The 22,308-nt window shown below is 35.8% G+C and carries 22 protein-coding genes and 1 pseudogene; 18 read left to right on the top strand and 5 right to left on the bottom strand.

Annotation, left to right across the window (positions count from 1 at the left end; translation table 11 throughout):
• From I2F23_RS09300 to I2F23_RS09255, 10 genes and pseudogenes are all read left to right on the top strand, one after another.
• Positions 1-1,916, top strand: a pseudogene (locus I2F23_RS09300) (hypothetical protein); the annotation flags it as partial.
• Positions 1,916-2,416, top strand: a complete 501-nt coding sequence (locus tag I2F23_RS09295) for a hypothetical protein (protein ID WP_195772324.1) — start codon at positions 1,916-1,918, stop codon at positions 2,414-2,416. The pseudogene I2F23_RS09300 and the gene I2F23_RS09295, both read left to right, overlap by 1 nt.
• 94 nt (positions 2,417-2,510) lie before the next feature.
• On the top strand, positions 2,511-3,674 hold the full coding sequence (locus tag I2F23_RS09290) for a phage tail sheath protein (RefSeq protein ID WP_195772323.1): 1,164 nt from the start codon (positions 2,511-2,513) through the stop codon (positions 3,672-3,674).
• 6 nt (positions 3,675-3,680) lie between these two features.
• Positions 3,681-4,196, top strand: a complete 516-nt coding sequence (locus tag I2F23_RS09285; RefSeq protein ID WP_195772322.1) for a phage major tail tube protein — start codon at positions 3,681-3,683, stop codon at positions 4,194-4,196.
• 28 nt (positions 4,197-4,224) lie between these two features.
• Complete coding sequence (locus I2F23_RS09280; protein WP_195772321.1) at positions 4,225-4,560, top strand: phage tail assembly protein; 336 nt, start codon at positions 4,225-4,227, stop codon at positions 4,558-4,560.
• Positions 4,527-4,691 carry a GpE family phage tail protein gene (locus I2F23_RS09275; protein WP_195772327.1) on the top strand — a complete coding sequence of 55 codons (165 nt, stop codon included), beginning with the start codon at positions 4,527-4,529 and terminating at the stop codon, positions 4,689-4,691. Before I2F23_RS09280 ends, I2F23_RS09275 begins: the two co-directional genes overlap by 34 nt.
• Complete coding sequence (locus tag I2F23_RS09270) at positions 4,688-8,263, top strand: phage tail protein (protein WP_195772320.1); 3,576 nt, start codon at positions 4,688-4,690, stop codon at positions 8,261-8,263. The genes I2F23_RS09275 and I2F23_RS09270 overlap by 4 nt, the downstream gene beginning before the upstream one ends.
• 5 nt (positions 8,264-8,268) lie before the next feature.
• Positions 8,269-8,691, top strand: a complete 423-nt coding sequence (locus I2F23_RS09265) for a phage tail protein (RefSeq protein ID WP_195772319.1) — start codon at positions 8,269-8,271, stop codon at positions 8,689-8,691.
• Positions 8,688-10,178, top strand: a complete 1,491-nt coding sequence (locus I2F23_RS09260; RefSeq protein ID WP_195772318.1) for a contractile injection system protein, VgrG/Pvc8 family — start codon at positions 8,688-8,690, stop codon at positions 10,176-10,178. The genes I2F23_RS09265 and I2F23_RS09260 overlap by 4 nt, the downstream gene beginning before the upstream one ends.
• Positions 10,179-10,323: 145 nt before the next feature.
• Positions 10,324-11,628, top strand: a complete 1,305-nt coding sequence (locus I2F23_RS09255; protein WP_195772317.1) for a M20/M25/M40 family metallo-hydrolase — start codon at positions 10,324-10,326, stop codon at positions 11,626-11,628.
• 513 nt (positions 11,629-12,141) lie between these two features.
• Here I2F23_RS09255 and I2F23_RS09250 read toward each other — a convergent pair.
• From I2F23_RS09250 to I2F23_RS09235, 4 genes are read right to left on the bottom strand one after another with little or no spacing between them, the layout of a single operon-like run.
• Positions 12,142-13,038, bottom strand: a complete 897-nt coding sequence (locus tag I2F23_RS09250) for a hypothetical protein (protein ID WP_195772316.1) — start codon at positions 13,036-13,038, stop codon at positions 12,142-12,144.
• Positions 13,039-13,056: 18 nt separating this feature from the next.
• A complete protein-coding gene (locus I2F23_RS09245; protein ID WP_213014698.1) occupies positions 13,057-13,434 on the bottom strand; it encodes a hypothetical protein in 378 nt (125 codons plus the stop codon).
• A 7-nt stretch (positions 13,435-13,441) separates the two neighbouring features.
• Entirely contained in the window at positions 13,442-14,209 is a 768-nt protein-coding gene (locus I2F23_RS09240; protein ID WP_195772314.1) for a hypothetical protein, read from the bottom strand.
• Positions 14,206-14,715, bottom strand: coding sequence for a PAAR domain-containing protein (locus I2F23_RS09235; protein ID WP_195772313.1), 510 nt, complete (start codon positions 14,713-14,715; stop codon positions 14,206-14,208). Before I2F23_RS09235 ends, I2F23_RS09240 begins: the two co-directional genes overlap by 4 nt.
• A gap of 516 nt (positions 14,716-15,231) precedes the next feature.
• Here I2F23_RS09235 and repM point away from each other — a divergent pair.
• The 7 genes from repM (at position 15,232) to I2F23_RS09200 (ending at position 20,779) form a co-directional block, all read left to right on the top strand.
• Positions 15,232-16,170, top strand: a complete 939-nt coding sequence (gene repM / locus I2F23_RS09230; RefSeq protein ID WP_195772312.1) for a replication initiation protein RepM — start codon at positions 15,232-15,234, stop codon at positions 16,168-16,170.
• Between the two features lie 167 nt (positions 16,171-16,337).
• Positions 16,338-16,994 carry a nucleotide-binding protein gene (locus I2F23_RS09225; protein ID WP_195772311.1) on the top strand — a complete coding sequence of 219 codons (657 nt, stop codon included), beginning with the start codon at positions 16,338-16,340 and terminating at the stop codon, positions 16,992-16,994.
• Positions 16,991-17,374: a hypothetical protein gene (locus I2F23_RS09220; protein ID WP_195772310.1), complete on the top strand. Its 384-nt coding sequence runs from the start codon at positions 16,991-16,993 to the stop codon at positions 17,372-17,374. Before I2F23_RS09225 ends, I2F23_RS09220 begins: the two co-directional genes overlap by 4 nt.
• 146 nt (positions 17,375-17,520) lie before the next feature.
• Positions 17,521-18,135 carry a hypothetical protein gene (locus I2F23_RS09215; protein WP_195772309.1) on the top strand — a complete coding sequence of 205 codons (615 nt, stop codon included), beginning with the start codon at positions 17,521-17,523 and terminating at the stop codon, positions 18,133-18,135.
• The gene (locus tag I2F23_RS09210) at positions 18,132-19,004 is read left to right on the top strand and encodes an endonuclease/exonuclease/phosphatase family protein (RefSeq protein WP_195772308.1); all 873 of its coding nucleotides are present in this window, start codon (positions 18,132-18,134) and stop codon (positions 19,002-19,004) included. The genes I2F23_RS09215 and I2F23_RS09210 overlap by 4 nt, the downstream gene beginning before the upstream one ends.
• Positions 19,004-19,471, top strand: a complete 468-nt coding sequence (locus I2F23_RS09205) for a hypothetical protein (protein WP_195772307.1) — start codon at positions 19,004-19,006, stop codon at positions 19,469-19,471. Before I2F23_RS09210 ends, I2F23_RS09205 begins: the two co-directional genes overlap by 1 nt.
• Before the next feature lie 243 nt (positions 19,472-19,714).
• Positions 19,715-20,779 carry an RNA-guided endonuclease InsQ/TnpB family protein gene (locus I2F23_RS09200; protein ID WP_195772306.1) on the top strand — a complete coding sequence of 355 codons (1,065 nt, stop codon included), beginning with the start codon at positions 19,715-19,717 and terminating at the stop codon, positions 20,777-20,779.
• Positions 20,780-21,174: 395 nt separating this feature from the next.
• On the opposite strand, the gene I2F23_RS09195 is transcribed toward I2F23_RS09200, so the two are convergent.
• Positions 21,175-21,900 carry a S24 family peptidase gene (locus I2F23_RS09195; RefSeq protein ID WP_195772305.1) on the bottom strand — a complete coding sequence of 242 codons (726 nt, stop codon included), beginning with the start codon at positions 21,898-21,900 and terminating at the stop codon, positions 21,175-21,177.
• Positions 21,901-22,055: 155 nt separating this feature from the next.
• Between I2F23_RS09195 and I2F23_RS09190 the strand changes: the two genes are divergently transcribed.
• Positions 22,056-22,292: an XRE family transcriptional regulator gene (locus tag I2F23_RS09190; protein WP_195772304.1), complete on the top strand. Its 237-nt coding sequence runs from the start codon at positions 22,056-22,058 to the stop codon at positions 22,290-22,292.
• Positions 22,293-22,308 lie beyond the last annotated feature (16 nt).

Genomic DNA, 22,308 nt, shown 5'->3' with positions numbered 1-22,308 from the left:
AGGATGGAATTAGACTTTATCAGGTCTATAACAGTGGCTATCCAACGGTTTACGGTAATTTAATTCATATCGGTGCTGGTGGCCATAATCAACTGGTATATAGCTGGTCAGGTGATAACCGTATTTACCATCGATCTAGACGAGACATTTCAAATGACTGGACAGATTTTAGTACCGTTGCTTTTCTCAATGACAATGTCGCCAGTGCCACTCAACTCAAGAACCCACGCAAAATTAACAATGTGGCTTTTGATGGTACAACCGATATCACGATTAAAGATGACACCAAAGTCCCGTTAGATCCAATGCCAGCCAATCAAGGCGCATACATGGCATGGAATAAATCTCTTGGTCAAGGACGTACCGATATTGTGAACCATAAAGGGTTTGGTAAGGGTGGCTTTGAGTTCTGGAACGGTAAAGATAATGATTTTAAAAGCATTGCGATTATTGACGAAAACGGTAATTATTTAGGCAACTCATCGACTGCAACCAAGCTACAAAACCCACGCAAAATTAATGGTGAAGTTTTTGATGGTTCAGCCGATATCAATATTCAAAAGATTGTTTCATCAGGTGATTTACCTCTGATTAAATCAGGTGGTGGCGATGGTGGGATTAGACTTTATCAAGTCTATAACAATGGCTATCCCACTCCTTATGGAAATGTAATACATATCGGTGGCAGTGGTCGAAATCAAATCCTATGTAGCTGGGGAGGCGATAATCGCTTATATCATCGCTCTAAAACAGATGTAAGAAACGACTGGACAGATTTTAGTACCATTGCATTCACTACAGACAATGTCGCTAGTGCCACCAAGCTACAAACAGCTCGTAAGCTCAATAGTGTTGCCTTTGACGGGACAAGTGATATCACTTTACCGATTGGCTTTTTAGGTGATGTAAACGACATGACTGGTGTGGATTGGAAAGCACCATCAGGAATCTATCGTGCAATCATACCTGGTGTCGATAGTCGTGTAGTCGCTCACTTTTCTGTACCTGGTGGCTCAACCCCTGCAATGCAACTTGCAGGAATTTACGGCAATGGCGGTTTATTTTTCCGTTCTGCTGTAGATGATAAAGGCTTTACAAAACCTTTTGAGCGTGTCGTCACTGAAAATGGCGGTATTGCAAAAACGACCCAACGTTTACAAAACCCACGCAAAATTAACGGTGAGTCTTTTGATGGTACAGCCGATATCACGATTAAAGATGACACCAAAGTCGCATTAGATCCAATGCCAGCCAATCAAGGCGCGTACATGGCATGGAATAAAGTCGGTGGTGCTGGGCGTACCGACTTTGTAAATCATCAAGGACTCGGCAAAGGTGGTTTTGATTTTTGGAATGGTAAAGATGGTAACTTCTCTAAAATTGCTTCAATTGATGAAAATGGCAATTACTCTAAAAATGCAGCTTCAGCAACTAAACTAGAAAACCAACGTAATATTAGTGTTTCTGGTGTAGTTTCTGGCTCTGCCTACTTTGATGGTACATCCGATATCACAATCAATACCACTGCCGTTGAAAGTAATCTTCGCATAGTCACAGGCAATAACTACACTATTACTTATGATGATTACCGCAGAATTGCCGTTATTGAGATGGTACTTTGGACAAATGAAAGCGTCAGTAATCAGGGAACTATTGATCGTTATGCCAATGATCGGATCTTAATGTACTCACTCCCAATTACACTCAAAAAACGTTTAAACGCGAATGTCATTTTGCACGAGACAGGTACAACAACGCCATATTATAACGAGAGTCGAGAGTGGCTAATTAACCCTATGTTTGATGGCTATAGAAACAATGATACTCAAACAAAACTTTGTGTCAGATTGACACGCTGGACAGGCAGTAGCGATGAAGCTGTCTCTGCCCATGCAACAATTGTAGGAATTTTCTAATGACGTTAAATATTTACTTTGCCAATGTTGAAAAACAAGCTTTAGACATCCGTCAAAGCGATGAAGATTTAAACGATGGCTATATACAAATTGATGAAGAAACACACGCTAAGATTTATCAGGCGCTCAATGCACAATCAATGTTCTTTGCCGACTTTAGTGTCTCACCACCTCGCCCAACGCCTTATTGCGAATGGATCGATGGACAATGGGTTGATAATCGTACAGATGCCGAAAAACGTGCTTCATTTTTAGAATCACTCACTGCCTTAACTCAGCGTCAATTTAAATTAATCTTATTAAAAAACAATCTGCTTAAACCGATTGAAACAGCAATTGAAAATATTACAGATGAGCAAAAAAAATCAGAGATTCAAATTGAATATAACTATGCGACTTCCTTTGAAAGAGACAGCGACAGTATTATTTATATGGCCACATTGTTAAAACTAACAGACGATCAAGTCGACCAAATGTGGCAAGAAGCAATGAAGATTTAGTTTTAGTTTTTAAAGTGGTTTTAAAAACTAAAACCAAGTGCAGAATATTTAAAATCCTGTAAACCTGTGGAAAATTCCACAGGTTATTTTGTTTATGGCATATCATCATGGTGTACAAACCCTCGAACTTAACGATGGCACACGCCCCATTCAAACAGTAAGCTCGTCAATTATTGGTATGGTTGCCACTGCATCCGATGCCGATGCACAAGCATTTCCCCTCAACACACCCGTATTAATTACCAATCCACAATCTGCAATCAACTCGGCAGGGGTAAAAGGTACGCTTTCACGATCATTGCAAGCGATTAGTGATCAGGCCAATGCTGCCGTTGTGGTGGTGCGTGTTGAACAAATCGATGACCAAGCTGCACAAACGTCCGCCATTATTGGCGGTTCTGAAAACGGTAAGTACACAGGCATGAAAGCCTTGCTTACTGCCGAAGCAAAACTAGGCGTTAAACCGCGTATTTTAGGCATTCCCCAATTAGATACCCTAGCCGTTTCAACAGCACTGGCAAGCATTGCACAGCAATTACGTGCGTTCGCGTATGTTTCAGCATATGGCTGTCAGACCAAAGAAGAAGCAGTGGCTTATCGCCAAAACTTTGGACAGCGTGAAATTATGGTGATCTGGCCTGAATTCTTAGGTTGGGATACCAGTACCAATACCACCACCACATTAAGTTCAGTCGCTCGTGCGCTTGGTTTACGTGCCAAAATTGACAACGATACAGGGTGGCATAAGTCAATTTCAAACGTGGTCGTCTCAGGTGTGACTGGCATTAGCAAAGATGTTTACTTTGATTTACAAGAACCAAGCACAGATGCGAACTATCTAAACGAACATGAGGTCGCAACACTCATCCAACGAGACGGGTATCGTTTTTGGGGTTCTCGCACGTGCTCAGCCGATCCACTCTTTGCCTTTGAAAACTATACACGTACCGCCCAAATTATCTCCGACACAATGGCTGAAGGCCATATGTGGGCAGTCGATAAACCACTAACCCCAAGCCTTGCACGTGACATCATTGAAGGGATTAACGCCAAACTTCGCGAAATGGTCGCAAGCGGTTATCTATTGGGTGGTACATGTTGGCTTGATCCTGTAATCAACACTGCAACCCTACTAAAGTCAGGCAAGTTTTACATCGACTATGACTATACCCCTGTACCTCCATTAGAAAACTTACAACTTCGTCAGCGCATTACAGATCGATACCTTGCTGACTTCTCATCAAAAATTACAGGATAAACGTAAATGGCCTTACCTAAAAAACTCAAGTTGATGAATGTCTTCAATGAGGGTAACTCATATTGTGGTCAAGTCTCAGAAGTGACTCTGCCTAAGCTCTCGCAAAAAATGGAGAACTGGCGTGGCGGTGGCATGATGGGCAACGTCAAAATTGATATGGGTCATAACGATGACATGAACGAATTGTCATGGAAATTGGGAGGCTTAGATCTCAATGTCTTAAAACAATTCGGTGCAGTAAAAGTCGACAGCTATGGCCTACGCTTCGCTGGTTCATATCAGCGTGACGATACAGGCGAAACTAGCAGTGTCGAAATTGTAGTGCGTGGTCGTCATGAAGAGATCGACATGGGCAATGCAAAAGCTGGCGATGCCACAGAACACAGCATCAAAACAATCTGGACGTACTACAAACTTTCTATCGATGGCAAAGAAGTTATCGAAATTGATATCCCGAACTGCATCTTCAAAGTCGATGGTGTCGACAAATATGCAGAACACCGCAAAAACATTGGTCTTTAAATTTAACGCTCATACTTGGACAAAATAAATGACAACTGAACAACAGCAAGAAAACCTTGAAGCAATCAACTTAGATTTACAAACCATTGAACTCGATTCAGATATTCAAATTGCTGGGCAACGCTTGGAAAAATTAGATATTCGTAAACCCAATATCCAAGCTCTCTCAGGCGTAAAAATATCTGATCTTTTACAAGCAGATGTCAATGCAATTTTAAAAGTACTGCCACGTGTCAGCAACCCAACACTGACCACGCAACAAGTAAACCAACTAGAGCCTTCTGACATTGCTCAGGTGGGCGGTGTGTTGATGATTTTTTTGCAACCGAAATCACAACGTGCGGAACTTTTACGCCAACAGTAGACGATGCCATCGCAAATATTGCGGTGGTCTTTCATTGGCCACCGCAAGTTTATAAAGACATGTCACTTATCGAATTAATGCAGTGGCATCAAAAAGCCCTCGAACGTAATGGAACAAATGACGAAGAATGAAAGCCTTAAAACTTGAAGTCCTATTCGGGGCAAGAGATCGCCTTTCCCCTGCATTAAAAGCGATGATTGGTGGCAGTACTGCCACCAATCAAGCCTTAAAGAAAACGCAAGACCAACTTAAAAGCCTACAAGCCCAACAAAAACAGCTTGAAGGATATGAGAAACAAAAAACAGCTATCGCACAAAATAGCACCGCTTTGCTTGAACTAGAACAACGCATGGCACAACTTAAAAATGAGATGGCGAATAATAAGTTTAAGCAGTACAGCGAACAGCTTAAAACAGCACAGAAAGCCTTAGAGACAACAGATCAGAAACTAAAACAGCTTCAAAACAATCAGCATAAAGTCGATGGTTTTTTTACCCAAAAACGTGCCATTTTAGAGACCACTAAAAGCTATGAGACTTTGCAAAACCATATTCAAAAGCTTCAGCAAGAAATGCGTCAAAATGGCAGTGTTAAGCTCACACAAGAATTTAAAAAAGCAACAACACAAGCAGATCAGCTTAAAACGACCCTTCTTGAGCAAAAACAAGCATTACAGCTCACACGGACGGAATTAAGCAGTGCTGGTATTCAGACCAAAAACCTTGCACAAACACAGATTAATTTACGCCAGCAGATTGACCAGGCAAACAGTGCCAGTACACGCTATAAAAAAAGTGTGGCAGAACTTGAACAACAACAGCAAAAAGAAAAAAGAGCACTTGATGATTTAAGTAAACAGCTTAAAAGTACAGAAGCAAGTGCTTCAAAACTCACAAATACCTTAGATACACAAAAGTCAAAACTCAAACAACTCGAAGAAGGATTAAAAGAAACAGGGTTATCCTCAAGTGGCCTTGCAAGCCAGCAAAGCCGATTAAAAAATCAGATTACTGAAACAAACCAGTCTTTAGATAGTCAAAAAACCAAATTGGCCAATTTAAATCGAGTACGTGAAAGCAGTAATCATATTAAACAAAATGCTCAGATGGCAGCTGCATATGGCACAGGAATGGTCGCAACAGGAACAGCAAGCGCCTATGCATTAACAAAGCCCATCAATGAAAGTAAGAGTTATGAACTAGAAGAAAACAAAATTGGGGCTTTAAACTTTGGAGATAAAATTACTAAATCTTATATCGATCATATTAAAAGATCAGAAGCCTATGGGGTAAGCCAAGTAGAAAAACTGGCTTTGGGAAGAGATGCGATTTCAGTTCTAAGTGATCCCCATCATGCAGAAATGGTTTTACCCACATTTTATAAAGCACACTTTGCAAACAACACCCTTTACGGGCAAGAAAGTGCAGAAGCAAATGACCGTGAATTTAGAAACATTCTCAGAGTAGTTGAAGAACGCAATGGTTTAACCAGTGAGAAAGCCTTCAACCATCAAGCTAACATGATGCAACAAGTCAAAGTATCATCTGGGAATATGGTTACAGCGTCAGATTATAATGATGTTACTAAACATGGTGGAGTTGCAATTAAAGGAATGTCTGACGATGCACTTTATTTTAAAAGTGAGCCTCTAATTCAACTCATGGGTGGTTCTACTTTTGGTACAGGCATTAGATCAGCAAACCAAAACTTAATTGCAGGAAAAACAACAACTGCTGCTGTACGTCGACTGTATGCAGATGGCCTCATCGGAGATAAAAGCAAAGTTATATACAATAAAATGGGAGATGTTACACATATTCAACCTGGTGCACTAAAAGGTGCTGCTTTATATCAAACAGATCCTTATGAGTGGGTAAAAACAGTTCTTATTCCAGCTCTACACAAAAAAGGAATTACGAAACAACAGGATATCATTAATGAAATAAATTCCATTGTGACAAATAGTGTCGGAGCAAATGTCATTGCAGAGATGTATCTCAAACAGGGGCAAATTGAAAAAAACTACAAACAACACACTAAAGCTGAAAATATTGACCAAGCATATGAAAGAGCAAAAGAGACCACGAAAGGTAAGGAAATAGACGGACATGCTAAGCTACAAAATGTATATCTTGAATTAGGTAAAACTATACTTCCTATTTACACTAAAGCACTAGAATTCGCCACAGATAAATTACAGATATTTACCGACTGGATGGGTAAAAATCCAATGCTTGCAAAAGCGCTAGGGGTTGGCCTATTGGTTATCGCAACAAGCCTACTCGCAATTGGTGGGTTGCTGGTTATATTCTCCCCTCTGATTGCTGGCATGATGACGTTAAAACTACTTATGCTATCCACTAATATAGGGGGGAAAGATTTAGGCCTTATGGCAAAACGCTTGCTTAGCCCATTCACTTTAATTAAAAATTTAGTCATTGGGTTTGGACAAGCTTTACTTTGGTTGGGTAGAACAATGTTGGCTAATCCTATATTGCTTGCCATTACTCTCATTGCCGTTGCAGCCTACGCCATTTATAAAAATTGGGAACCCATCAAAGCATTTTTTCTTGAATTATGGAGTGGAATAAGTAAGTGGGCGAATAGTGCATGGCAATCCATCACACAAAGTGCAAGTAATGCCTGGTCTATGATTATCGCAAACTGGTCATCAATTAAAGGGTTCTTTGCAGATGTTTGGAATAGTGTTGCTCAATCAACCAGTGACGCATGGAATAGCATCTATAGCTTTTTTAGCCCTATAGGTACGTGGTTCTCAAACCAGTGGAATATTGTCAAAACAGGTGCAAGCGATTTATGGCAAAGCGTAAAGAGTGGCGCTAGCGATACATGGACTGGTATTTATAATTTCTTTAATCCGATGGGCGACTGGTTCTCTGAAAAATGGGCAATTGTTAGAGATGGTGCAAGCGATGCATGGGAAACGACAAAGACAGGCGCTGGCAGTGTATGGGATAAAATCACAGAAACCTTTTCCCCCCTAGAAGAATGGTTTTCAAAACGTTGGGAAGAAATCAAAAATGTATTTAATGGTGGAATCACTGCCATAGGTGCAGTGATCTTAAACTGGTCACCCATTGGTCTATTTTATAAAGCCTTTCAAAAAGTCATGGACTGGTTTGGCATTGAACTTCCGAATACGTTTACAGGCTTTGGAACAATGATTATAGACGGACTAGCGTCTGGTATAGAAAAAGGCTTTAATCGACTAAAACCTTTGTGGGAAAAAATTAATAGTTGGATGCCTGACTGGTCACGTAAAACAATAGATATCAGTTCTGCCTCCCCCCTCATGACAGGTTCAAAACGATTTATTTCCAATGGTTTCAATATTGGCAATCTAGGAACTTCTTTAGCAAAAGAAAAGCCGAATACACCGCTTAATCTATTTAATCAAGCCTCACAAATTGATCTTTCAAATAAGGTTCATAGTAGCGTACAGGCCATTAAAGAAGTGGCTATAGAGCCAATTATCGCCAAGATACGTCCAATCAACCTCAGTAAACCGAATACTTCACCACGTGTTCCTCAACAAATCACAGAGGGAGATATCAATATTCAGATTCATGCTCAGCCAAACCATTCCGTACACGATATTGCTAATCTAGTCAGAAATGAAGTGGCCAAACTAAAACGCGCACAAAATGCTCAGCAACGTACAGCTTATTACGATACGGAATAAAAAAAATGATGATGATCTTTGGAGTATTTATATTTTCACTCAAAACGGCCAGTTATGAACAGTTACAACGAAAAACCGCGTGGAGATATGCCAGCAATGCACGTGTTGGAGATATGCCAGTCTCTCAGTTCTTAGGTCGTGGCGATGATACCATCACATTAAACGGCTCAATTGTTCCAGAATTCGGCTCTCAGTTAAGTATTTCAGCACTCCGCATTATGGGTGATACAGGAACATCATTCCCCTTAATTAACGGAAATGGGAAAGTATATGGCCTTTACCGTATCGATGACTTACAAGAAACACAGACCTATTTTTTTAAAGATGGAACACCTAATAAAATTGATTTTTCAATCACAATTACTCAGACCATGAAATCGGGTACTTTAGTCGGCAACAAATTGGGTCAATTGGTGGGCTTACTATGAGCGCTCCCCTTCATTCTATTGTTGATGATGCACTTCATCGCTCCCCTACCCCGATTTTTAAACTGGAAGTCGATGGGGTAGATATTACATCTAAAATTAATAATCGATTAATCAATTTGAAAATTGAGAACAAACGAGGGTTAGAAACGGACACATTGGATCTAGAGCTTTCGGATCATGATGGAATGTTAGACATCCCTCCAAAAGATGCACTTATTGCGGTATGGCTTGGATGGTCAAATTCAGGCTTAGTCTACAAAGGCAATTACATCGTTAAAGAAATTGAACATTCTGGACCGCCAGACGTTCTTCATATTCGCGCGACCAGTGCAGATATGAAAACCGCTTTTAAACAGAAAAAAGAGCGCAGTTTTAACAATATTACTTTAGAAACACTACTCACCCTCATTTCATTAGAACAAAGTCTAGATCTTGCCATCGACCCAAAACTTGGCAGTGAAACCATTGTCCATTTAGATCAAAATGAGTCAGATGCAAATTTAATTATTCGGCTTGCAGACGAATACGATGCCCTCGCTACCGTAAAGAACAATACACTCCTTTTTATGCCCACTGGACAAAGTAAATCAGCTTCAGGAAAACAGCTCCCTACCATGTGGATACAGCGAAAAAATGGCGATCAACATCGCTATAGCTTTAGTTCAGGTGGGGAAGAAGTTTCAGGGGTCAAAGCCTTTTACTACGATACAGAACTCGCTAAAAAACTCGAAGTTATTGTCGGAGATGAAAGCAATACAAACATTAAAGAACTAAGGCACATTCATCGAGATAAAAAATCAGCAACTTTCGCAGCTAGATCAAAACTTAATTCCTTAAAACGCAACTCGGCAACAATGAGCTACCATCTCGCTAAAGGTGATCCGAACATCATTCCAGAAATGACATTTCTATTTTATGGATTTAAAGCAGATATAGACGATATCTATTGGCTTGGGACAAGCGTTACAGATACTCTGGACAACTCAAGTGGCTATACAACAGACTTAACACTTGAAGTATTTTTTCCAGATGCAGACGATGTCACAGAATTATTCGAAGACCAGTTCGAGAAAGAAAAGAACCAAAAATGGACAGGTGTAGCCGTTTATTATCAAGATGGAAATAATGCCATAAGACTCACCAAAGGCGACCAGGCACATGTCAAAGAGTTCACATATTTATATTATTCAAAACTTGCAGCCCAGCAACGCTTAGATCGTGAATATTCACTGTTAGACTTAGAAACAGGAAAGTTTAAATCACATAATCAAATCGATATGAAGCCCTACACAGGCTTAAAAACGTTCTATTCAACCGATCAAGGTAAAACTCGGCATGTTGTGACGTATGGCGACCAGTCAAACCCTAAGGTCATAGATCATGTATATCACAATAAGAAAGCAGCAGAAAAGCGCTTAAGACGTGACTATCCACGCCTTAATGCTAAACAAGATATGGTTAAAAAATTGAATATTCACCACAATTAGTGCTCTACAAACAATATAGCTTTGAGGTAACTTGGAAGCATTAATATATTTATAATCAATATATTTATTAACAATACATATAATGTTTTTTTCATCTAAAAGTATACTCTAAGTCCCTTTAAATATATTTATTTTGGACGGTTCAATGCATAAATCTCTGTTATTAACAGCTCTATTCGCAATTTCTCAGCATACGCTAGCTATAGAAGCGAATGACCCAAACATTTTGTTTTACACCAAAGAAAAGAAAGATGAACAAATTTCGCTACTTAAAGAACTTGTAGATATAAATAGTGGCACTGAAAATAAAGCAGGAGTTATCGCTGTTGGAGAAAAAGTAAAACCACTTTTTGAGTCACTTGGATTTAATGTTGAATGGAAAGAATTACCAGAAAATATGAAACATGCTGGTAGCTTAGTTGCAACTAAAACTGGCGATCCTTCATCTAAAGAAAAATTTCTAATTATTGCCCATATGGACACAGTATTTCCATCAAATAGCAAATTCCAAAAATTCGAATATATTGATGAAAATAAAAAATTCGCAAAAGGCCCCGGTGTTATAGATGATAAAGGGGGTATCGTCACTATAATCTATGCTTTAAAAGCGTTAGATCATATTAATGAACTAAAAAATAAAAATATTACAGTCGTGCTTGTAGGGGATGAAGAATTTGCAGCGAAACCAACTGATATTTCTAGAAAGGCTTTAATAGATCTTGCTAAAAACCATAATATAGCTCTAGGTTTTGAATTTGCACTCAATGATAATCAACTCGTTACAAATCGCAGAGGACTGTCAGAGTGGTACATCAACAGTTCAGGTAAACAATCTCACTCATCACGTATATTTGAAAAAGATATAGGCTATGGTGCTATCTTCGAGATCGCAAATGTTCTTAATCAGGTTCAGAAAAAATTATCTCATACAGATGGTTTAACTATAAACCCAGGAATTCTTTTAGGAGGATCAAATCCGACTGAAGATATCGAGCAAGGTAATGGTAAAGTCGAAGGAAAGAAAACAATTGTCGCAAATAGTGCTCTAGCACATGGTGACATTAGATATATAGATGAAAAACAGAGAGACTATGCTAAAAATACAATGACTAAAATTGTATCGAACAATTTACCTCTTACTCAGACTACAATATCATTTAAAGATATCATTCCTACTATGGCAGAAACCTCTGCAAACAAAAGCCTATTGCAAGAATTTAATCAAATAAATAAAAATTTGGTAAATAAAAACTTAGAGGCTGTTCCTTCTAATGATAGAGGGGGTGCTGATATCTCCTATATCAGTAAATATATGCAAGCATCTATTGATGGATTAGGTCCATGGGGTACTGGAGCACATACAGAGAAAGAAAGTATAGATTTAGATTCTCTTGAAACCGTAACTAATCGCACAGCTATATTTCTAAAAAGTTATAAAGTTAAGAATTAATTGAATCAATCTACTCCCCATCGTTTAAGATAGGGAGTGGATTAATTAAGCTTACTAGCAAGTCTAAGAAACCTATACTCAGGATAAAATAGACCAATTAAAAATAATACTGTAAAACATACCCATATAAATATTGTCATTAACCTAATCTGTTCAACATTCCAATAAGTAGATTCTGTATCTGTAAAAAATATACTTTTCCAACCTTGAATATGCTTAGCACCACCCCATGAGATAATCCATTTATATATAATACTAAATACTATATATATTAATATCCATAGAAATGTAGACATATATTTATATTCCTAATGAACCTAAATCTAATTCAGTTCTATAATTTAGAGCTGTAGCATTAATACAAGCTTCATAAGTTGGTTGTGCTTTTGGCAACCAGTCAAACTTTAAAATCATAGATCACGTATATCACAATAAGAAAGCAGCAGAAAAGCGCTTAAGGCGTGGATAGTCACGCCTTAATGCTAAACAAGATATGGTTAAAAAAATTAACCATCAATTATCAGTATAGACTAAATAACTTAAATCCTTTAGATAAAAATTTAGGTATTTTTCGTTCTTTAGATCTGGTGGAAGTTCACTATAAATATATACTTTTAGGGGTTTTTTTCGCTCAATAAATGCATCGAATTTTGTCGATGAGAACCGTGAATTTTTCGAAAGATCTTTTAGCTTATATTCGCTAATATAAAAAGAGACAAATAAAAGTTCTTCTTTATATCTCATCTTTTGAATAAACTTAATACTATAACCACCTCTCGCTGGGTTTATCCAGGCCTTGCCATAGTAAATCTTTGGCTCATCAGGTAAATCTTCAATATTTTGTTCAGTCTCAAAATTTATAAATAAGTCATTTAATGAACTTCTGTTATTTGAATCATCTACGAATGTAAGATTAATTCTTTCTTCAAATTTGTCGACTAAACCTGATAGCCTAAGACGCATCGGGCGTCTGTTTGAATTTGAAGTGGAATCATTTTCATTAGTTTCTCCAGTTTCTTTTGAGTCCAAACCACCTGTTGAAGAAGTATGACTGGTAGTTTTTTTAGTATCACTATAGGGTGTCAAATCTAACATTACATCACCTTCTTTTAGATGAGATAAATCGCGTTTTTTCTTTCTTTTTTCAAATTCTATTTCTAGTATCTTAATACGCTTTCCTTCTGAGCAATTTTCCGCATGTTCAGAAACGTACTTAAAATATGGAGGAACTATTCTTTTATCTTTAGGTTTATCTAAATTAGCACAGGTAATATTAGCAGAACAATTTTCGCCAATACATTGAAACTCATATTTTGATTTAATTTGTTTTTTGTCAAAAAATTTTTCTGCTTCTGGAACTGTTACAGAACAACCCAAATCTTTAGAAAATGCTTCAAAAATGGTTGTCATAATAAATTGCTTACTCCATTAAATAGGTCTATTTGTTGAAACAAATACGTCCCAACTTTTACGATTATATGAGTTTTTTTCACAATGCACTTTAATGTAAAAATAACTTTTATCTTCTTTTGAATAGTATTCAGGTGCCGAAGACCATATAGCTTTTAACGGATTAGTACACTTAGAAACTAATGTTCTGGGATCAGCCTCTAAAGACTTCCACTGTGTATTATTTTTAGAATTAAATTCTTCAAGAATTCTTTTAGATTTAGTATTAATATCATTCAAGTCATGCACTTGATTATGAGCACTAGATTCTTCCACCAATTCATGTTGTGAACATGCGGTATTTATAAAGAATATACTCATGATTATCGACAAACATATAGATTTTGAAAATGACATTTTTCACCTAAGAAATTATTAATTTACCAACATATTTACCATCTGGTGTACGGTTAGTAATCAAATATTGATACAAATCGTTCCATTTCTGAACCTCATAACATGTAATACAACCTTCAGATAGATGCCCTACATGTACAAAATTACTGTTGTGTGTTGGTGCATACTCAATAGGAAACCAAGCAGTATCATACTGTAATCCAGAGAAGCCATTAGGAGATGTACGATAAAATGCTGTCATGGCTGCATCTTTTGCATAATCTGGAGCCATAATATTATATATACCCTTAGGCAGTGGCTGTGATTGTTTTACTTGGCCAAAGGAAGGGCTATTTCTGTTCGTTTCCCGATAATGAACACCTGAATCGAGTGTTATTCTAGCTTTAACTCCATTAAAACTAAGTTCTGCAAAGAGTTGGTCTAAATTCTCATTACGAATCAAAGACCTTTCATTCTTTCTACCAACTACTTTTACATTTAATGTGGCTCCTATACCACGTTTATATGAAATCAAACATTTTGATGAGTTAGAGTTACTTAGACTTGCTGTTTTATTTGCATATATTCCTTCATTAATAAGAAAAAAAGTTCTTCCTTCATAGCTTCTTTGGATTAAGACCTTTGTATATTCACAAAGATATATAAACTCACCATTCGGCTCTAATCTAACCTTTAACCAACCATTTGTATCTATAGATCGAGTATACCGAACACTAAAAGAAGCTTGTTGAGCACTATTTTCCCGTCTATTTGTTATTCCTACATTTGTTGTCATTCGTGAATGTCACCTATATAAATCTCTAATTTCTCACTTTTTTGAGTTTGAATTCTTTCTGTTTTACCATTTCCATCCGATACACCTTTCTTAAAACTTCCATCATTCATTTTTATGGTATAGGGTGTATTAGCTAAGATATCTCCTTCGCTAGTTTTTAATACAAACTGTTCATCAAAGTATGGAACACTAGATAAGAAATTGGAGTTCTTTGAATCAACAATTGATGAATATTGAGCACTGGTTCTATCAACAACTAAAAGGTTTTGTGTAGGTACAAATTCAGCACCACAAGAAGCCTTATCTCCAGAAAGAATTAGAAGCTTTCCATAAACATTCAAACTACTAGGATCAGGTATAGCTGTTGATACTGTTTTACACTGAGGACAATAGTGAGTCATTCCACCAAGATGCGCAGCTTTACCATCTACTAGCCATCTAGGCTCACCATCTTTTACTACACCACCATGAGTAGTGGTACTTCCCACAACAATTGCAGACTTCATAAAATTACCTAAAATATCAATTAAGATAATTATAAATTATAAATGTAATTTAATGTGACATAGTTGACATTATTAGCGATTTTTATCATTTAGAGTTAAATTTATAAGATAAAAGATAAAATCACAAATCGGTATGCTTTTTTATTTAAATGATAGTCTAATGATATATTAACTAAAAAATTAAGAATTTCTAACTTGGGTATAATCTAAAGATAAAGTGACAATTTCCTTGTTATAAATGTAATTAAGATTCAAAGGGGAAAACAGTTTAAAAAAAAGAATAAAATAAAAAAATATTACTTTTAATTACTTTTAATTACTTTTAATGCTTTTAGGTAGCCTGTAACTCTTGTTACTAGGTGATTTCAGCTCTTATAAGGTGACAATTTCCTTGTTATAAGGTGACAATTTCCTTGTTATAAGGTGACAATTTCCTTGTTATAAGGTGACAATTTCCTTGTATTATGTGACATTATAGTTTAATGTCTCTTTTAAACATAAATGAGACATTGAAAATTGAAAAATGATTTAATTGTCAAAGCAAATACTCTAATCAATGCAAGTTATAATCTAGAAGTCAGTGAGCAAAGATTAATTCTAATGTCTATTGTTCAAGCACGAAATACCGAAACAGGTATTGATGCTGTAACACCTTTAAAAATTTATGCCCAAGATTATGCAAAGCAATTTAATACAACAAAAGAAACAGCATATGAAGTACTTAAAAATGCAGTGAATAATTTATTTGAAAGACAGTTCACATATAGAGAGTTAGATACAGACAACAAGGAAATTGTCACCAAATCAAGATGGGTAAGCCGTATTTCATATAAAGATAGTTCTGGTTTTTTACAAATAACTTTTTCCCCAGATGTTGTACCACTAATAACAAGATTAGAGAAACAATTTACAAGTTACTATCTAAATGAGATATCAAACCTAAGTAGTAAATATTCTATTCGCCTCTATGAACTTCTTATTTCTTGGAGAGTTGTTGGGAAGGCCTCTTTTAGTTTATCTGAGTTTAGGGAAAAAATCGGTTTAAGTGAAAATGAATACTTAAAAATGAATGATTTTAAAAAGCGTGTTTTAGAGCCTGCCATTAAGCAGATTAATGATTCTACAAACCTGATTGTAAAATATGAACAGCTTAAAGATGGAAGGCGTATCTCTGGGATAAATTTCTTTTTTAAAGAGAAGAATGTCCAGAAAATAAAAACTGTTTCTACAAACAGAGACCCAGATACATTGGACTTGTTTACTAAACTGACGGATAAACAGATTAGTTTTTTTGCAAAAAAACTTGCATATGATCCAGAGTTCTCAAGTAAAAATGCAAAAATTGGGGAAGAATACTCTGAACTTGAAAATAGATTAATTGATGAAATGAATAACCCTGAATTTGTAGAAAAAAATATTTCATTTCTAAAAAATATTGGATTCAAAAATACTTAATAAACAATAATATAAACATACTTAAATATTATTTTTATATTATTATAGTAATATATATGACCATATATCTATATGTATTCATCTGTAAATATATGGTCATAATGTTGTGTAATTATCAATGATTGGTTATGATGTGGGTATGATTGATTTCTAGAATCCTAATAACGATGATTATATTAATAGCAAATGCAAAGGGTGGAGTTGGAAAAACGTCTCTAGCCACGTCATTTTTAGCCGAATTAGCAAAACAACATGCTGTTATAGGTGTGGATTTAGATAGTGCAAATAAATCAGCTTCAGAGGTATGGAGTGAAAATAGGACAGAAATTCAAGGAAGGTTCTATTATATATCTGGCGATATACAAGCTGAGCTTGAAAAGTCAGGGCAAGAATATGATCACATGGTTATAGATGCAGGAGGTTACGATAACTCAGAACTCCGAGCTGCTATGGCTGTGGCTGATGTTATTCTCGTTCCACTAAGAGTTGGTGCGAATAGTAATGTGTCAGGTTTTTGGAAAACAGTAGACTTAATTAGCTTAATTAATCAAACAAGAAAGAAAAAAGCAAAAGTCCTTGGAGTTATTACATGTACACCTCATGTTGGTTCTAAGCCTGAAATTGAACGTGCAATACAGAGTATAGTTGACGAGCCAAATATTGAACCTGTAAGCGTTACAATCGGAGATAGGGCATGGTATGGACGAGCATTTGATGCTGGATTAGGTTTAACCGAGTTTGAGCCTGAAAATCATCGTGAGAAAAAATATATAGATATAGCTAAAAATGAATTTATGCAACTATTTAATGAGGTGATCAAATGAGAGGTACTTTACCAAGCAGAAATAAGCCCATTCAAAGTGGTCTTGAAAGTACATCTCCAGAGGAAGCACAAAAAAAGATAATTAACGATGCTCCATTACACACTTCTTTAGAAGAACAGACTAATCCTAAAGAGGATATACCACAGAAACCTTGGAGAGATGGAATTAACTTAACAGGTGATGAATTAAAAACAATCACTGAGAAGGTTTCAATGAATATGCCTTTAGAGCTACTGTTGAGACTAGACTATATTTTACAGCATGATAAGAAGAACAGAATCCTAGGTAAAAAATTAAATAAAACAACTATGTATATTGAAGCTATTGATAAATATACAGAAACAAAACTCAAGAAAATGGGATTTGATGTAAAAGATTAATTTTTTTATAGATTAAAAACACCTGATCAACCATCTAGTGGATCAGGTGTTTTAATTTCAACAATCAATTATTAATAATTGTGCATACTCGCAGAAAAAATAATAATGCTATAATTATCAGCTATTAAAGTAAATAAAGCCCTAGTATGAGAAATCAACAAAAAATATTTTATAAATTATTATTTACAGTCATGTTAAGTACATCGTTACTTATAGGATGCTCTTCTTCTGAAGAAGATAAGCAACAGGCTCAAGTAGACAAAGAAGCTCAAGCTAATTTAGATCAGCAACAAAAACTTAGCGATGAAGTGCAAGAAGATATGCGTTTGCATGCGACTACTCCAGATATAGACCCGAATATGAAAATACATCAGGTTAATATTAATGAAGACAAAGCGATTCTTAAAATGGTAGGTCTGCCTGTAGTAGATAAAGAGAAAGGACTTGATGCTAAAAATAGCCCAATGATACAGTATTGGTTTCACAAAAGCTTATCGAATAATTTGGAAATTGATTTAAGTCCGAATTTTATTCAGGTTTGGTGGAAGTTTGATGAAAAAGACCCTAAGAAAGTAAATGAGATGTTCTTGCTAGGACAAAAAGTTACTCGCTCTTTGCTTGGAGATGCTGATGGTCCTCAGTTTTATTTAGATTTGATTCAGACAAAAGAAGAGATTCAACAAGTTCAATTAAATAATGGTATGGTTATTCAAAAGGCTCGTTGTTTTAATAATTTATGTCGCTATGAAATAATCCGATGAATAAGTTATCCATTGTTTTGTGGAATACGAAGCTCTCTCCACCTATGTCTAGTAAGTGGAATAAATCCGAAGATAGTCAAAAAATTCAGGTAGCAAAAGTCATACAGCTTTTTATAAGCCTAGAATATGACTTTATTTGTCTTTCAGAGGTGTCTCCTGAAGATATAGAGTTTATGTATAAAGCTTTGCAAATAGAAAGCTTTGGTTACTCGTTTAAATATAAAGAGCAACATGAAAAATCGATATATTATGACACTGCTATTTTCTTTAAAAATAAATTTTTATGTATAGACATGAGATGGGGGATTGATGGCGAGAGAAGACACGTCATTAAAGCCTATCAGTATTATGATTTTATTGAGTATGAAAGTGGTGAAAAATTTAGCTTTTACTTAACCCACTTACCATCTAAATTGGCTGAAAATTCAGAAAAAAGACGTTCTATTACCTCATATATCCGCCAAAATTTAAGCATTCGAAAGGATGAAGATAATGATAGAAAGTTTATAGTTCTAGGTGATTTTAATACTGAACCATTTTCACCTGAGATGATAAATGGTTTAAGAAGCTCTAGACATCAACAAATAGTGAGGGACGATCCTCATCTATTATATAATCCTTGTTGGAAATTTTTGCCTTGCAATGATAATAACCCCATAGGAACATTTTATTATGCGCGTGGTGAATACAATTACTGGCAGGTTATAGATCAAATTTTGTTTTCAGGAAATTTTTTAAGTGATGGTTGGCAAATAAAAGATGCTAATATTGATATATTAGATGTTGAAAAGCTAATAAATGACCATTTTAGTTTAGAGTTTGAAAACCCATCTGATCATAGACCTATTCATGCAATTTTGGAGAAATAATGATGATAGCAGATATATTGCGAGAAGCTCTAAAAAATGGGGAAGCTAATTTAAACTTAAGAGAAAGAAATATTAAAGAAATAAATAAACTAATTGAACAGGTCAATCTTGTTATACAAGATGTATCTGCGAACAAAGTTGAATTAGTTGCTTTTACAAGAGATGCTACATTTATTGATTTGGTAAAATATGCAGCTAATAGTGCAGTTCAAACAACCGTGGAAGATCAGTCTGGGCGAATAGATAGAAAGATATTAAGAATACGTTCTATAAATCACCCAAAAGTTTATACTGATCTTACCTCTTTGGATCTAAGTGAAAATGGATTTCCTTGTACTATGGTTATAGGGGGGAATGATCGCATTGCTAGAGATATTGAAACCTTAGAGGGATATTTTTCAGAACTTTTATCTACTTACAGAGCCATAGAAGCAATTAAGAAAGCAGAGCTTGCAAACGAAGATTAAGAAAAACAAACATGCTGGCGTACTAATACCCACACAGGCACAAAATTTAGAATTTGTTAGCAATTAGTTAGAAAAAGCAGAGTATTAACTCTGCTTTTTTACCTTCCAGTATTGGACTTTTTCTTTTACGCTTGACTCTAGTTTTCCTAGTTCTTCAGCATAGCTCAAGATACATTTTAATTTTGGGTTATTAGGAGCACTAAAAACAGTGAAGTAAAAACAATAATTTGCTATAATAAGTCTATGAAAACACTTAAATTACGCATAAAAGACAAACATTGCAAGGTGCTAGACCAACTCGCATCTGAGGTGAACTTTGTTTGGAATTATGTCAATGATTTGTGTTTTAAGCATCTCAAAAAAACAGGGCAATTCTTCTCAGCCTATGATGTTGCGAAATACACCAAAGGCACATCAAAAGAGTGTGGCTTGCATAGCCAAACTGTTCAAGCCGTGACAGAAGAACTCATTATAAGACGTAAACAGTTTAAGAAAGCCAAGCTGAATTGGCGAGTAAGCAATAAGAAATCTGCAAGACGTTCACTCGGTTGGATTCCATTCAAAAAAGTTGCTGTGAAGTACGCTGATGGCTATGTTCAATACGGTAAACATCAATTCAAACTATGGGATAGCTACGGACTTTCAAAATACAAAGTTAAGACAGGCTCATTCGTTGAAGATAGTCGTGGGCGTTGGTATGTGTGTTTGGTCGTAGATACACCAAAGATTGAGAAAACAGTATCAACCACAGCAATAGGCATTGATCTAGGGTTAAAAGACCTTGCTACATGCTCAGATGGTGTAAAACTCAAAGCCCCTAAAATATATCGTCAGTATGAACAAAAATTAGGTATTGCTCAAAGAGCTAAGAATAAAAAACGTGTTAAAGCGATCCATGCCAAGATTAAGAATATTAGACAGAATATGTTGCATCAATTCACATACAAACTTGTGAATAACCATGCAATGATCATTGTTGGCAATGTAAATGCCAAAGCATTGGCACAGACAAAATTAGCTAAGTCTGTACTTGATGCAAGTTGGACGACCTTTCGAGCCATGCTCAAGTACAAATGCGAGAACGCAGGCGTATGGTTTGAGGAAGTCAATGAAATGTATACGACCCAAACGTGTTCGTGCTGTAGCTCACGGCTCAGTAGTCCGAAAGGTAGAACAGGTCTTGGAATAAGAGAATGGCAGTGCATGGAGTGCGGTACACTCCATGATCGAGATATAAACTCAGCACTGAATATTCTTGCGCTCGGACATGAGCGTCTCGCAGGAGGAATCTCTGTCTTGCGAAGCTAATCGCTTCTCAGGTCGGGGAGGATGTCAATCCTTTAGTTATTTTTTTGATTTTGTGGCATAACACCTGTGCAATCGCGCTAAAAAATTTCTGTTTTGATGATGGAGAAACAATACTTGTTTGACCATGAGTATGAAGATGGCTCATAATTACTCTCGCTGAAAGGCATTAGCCCGTATTAGATTTGAAGGTTTGATACGGGCTTTTTACTTTGGTTAAAAATAGTTTAATTAAATTAACTAATTTTAATTCTAAAGGAGTTAATAATAATTTTCTATATAAAAATTTATTGTTGTTAATTGTTAAATTAATTTAATTTTTAGGTTAATTCTCTATACATAAAAAAATGCTTAACATCAAAGTTAAGCATTTAGCACAATTATTTATAAATTAAGTTTTAAAATGGAAGTTCATAATCTACATGAAATACTTGACCAGTAATGTGAAAGGTATCCGACTCTATTTCTTCTTTGGATAAAATAATGTCTGGATACAAGTCCTTATTAGAATTTGCGCTCACCACTCTGAGTCCATGATTAGGCAGCCTAAATAAATATTTAACTAAAACCAATTCCCCTAAACAGATAACATAAATTAACCCATCTCGTTGAACTGTATTCCTAGTTCTATCTAAGAATACCTGAGCACCATGTGGAATAATCGGTAACATGGAGTCACCGTCAGTAAAAATTACTTGCACATTTTTTTTACTAATATTTCTAGATGACAACTTCTTTCCATCAAATGGAATCATTTCAACCTCTTGATTATCATCATTTAAATAACCATTTCCACATGAGGCTTTTACATTCTTAAATAAAGGAACTAATACATACTTATCCTCTGTTTTGATAGCTGAGTCACCAAATATTGGGGCGCTATCTCTAATTATACTATCAATAAAGTCTTGATCTGTATCAAGTTCGCGAAGTGTTACACCTAGAAATTTACATATTTTTGCAGCAAGGTTGTCACCCATTGCTTTGTGAGGATTTTTACCTAAGTACGCACTAATAAGAGGAGGACTAACATCTATGCCCTCTGCTAACATTTTTTTAGTCATATGCTTATCAGCAAGTAAAGCTAAAGTATTTTTTCGCCTGGTCTTAGCTAAATCACTCATTATATTCATTGTTTAAAACCTGAATTCATTTGTATTTTTATAAATTTATACCTTAGAGGTGAATAAAAATAGTACCTTAACCTTAAAAATAAATTGAATAAAGAATCTCTTTGAAGTACATTTGGGTTAAATTTTAAGATTAAAGAAAGTACACAATGTTTTCTGAGTTTTGGTCTTCACTATCTAAAGACGCGAGAATTCAATTTTCTCAAAAGGTCGGAACAAGTTACGGTTATATCAATAAGCAGTTGGTTTATAAGAAAAGACAGCCAAGCATCAAAATGTTAAATGCAATGGTTCATGCTTCAAATGGTGTTTTAACACACAAATCTTTAGTTGATTTCTTTTCTTCATCTTTTGAAGAAAAAGAATATTCAAATTCAAGTAATTAAAATCTCCCTTTTTCTT

It is taken from the genome of Acinetobacter pollinis (assembly GCF_015627175.1).
Lineage (GTDB): Bacteria > Pseudomonadota > Gammaproteobacteria > Pseudomonadales > Moraxellaceae > Acinetobacter > Acinetobacter pollinis.
This window is presented reverse-complemented; position numbering and strand designations above follow the sequence as displayed.